1 protein-coding gene is annotated in these 259 nt (G+C 49.0%); it reads right to left on the bottom strand.

Annotated features, from left to right (window positions below; translation table 11 throughout):
* Positions 1-41: 41 nt before the first annotated feature.
* Positions 42-259: class II fructose-bisphosphate aldolase (locus tag O4H62_RS26355; protein ID WP_331284494.1), on the bottom strand; the 218-nt coding region annotated here is incomplete at its 5' end.

The following is a 259-nucleotide window of genomic DNA, read 5'->3' as shown; positions in this document are numbered from 1 at the left end:
GGGCAGAACAGACTGAACATATGCCGATATGTTCACCAGCTTTATGCCGGGCAATTATCGTTTTCATGTTTTTTCATTGTTAAATGGCAGGTGCGATATGCCCTGCCCTCGCAGCCACAATCGGCAATCACTTTGCTCACCACATCGCGCATTGCGGATTTAGCCGACTGCAAATAATCCCGGGGATCGGTCGCTTCAGGGTGCTCTGTCAGGTAATTTTTTAACGCCTGCGAGAAGGCATTTTTCAGCTCCGTTGCAA

The sequence above is a fragment of the Parahoeflea alexandrii genome, from assembly GCF_027214025.1.
GTDB lineage: Bacteria > Pseudomonadota > Alphaproteobacteria > Rhizobiales > Rhizobiaceae > Hoeflea > Hoeflea alexandrii_A.
The sequence above is the reverse complement of the archived record's forward strand: the minus strand, read 5'-3'. Positions and strand labels throughout refer to the sequence as shown.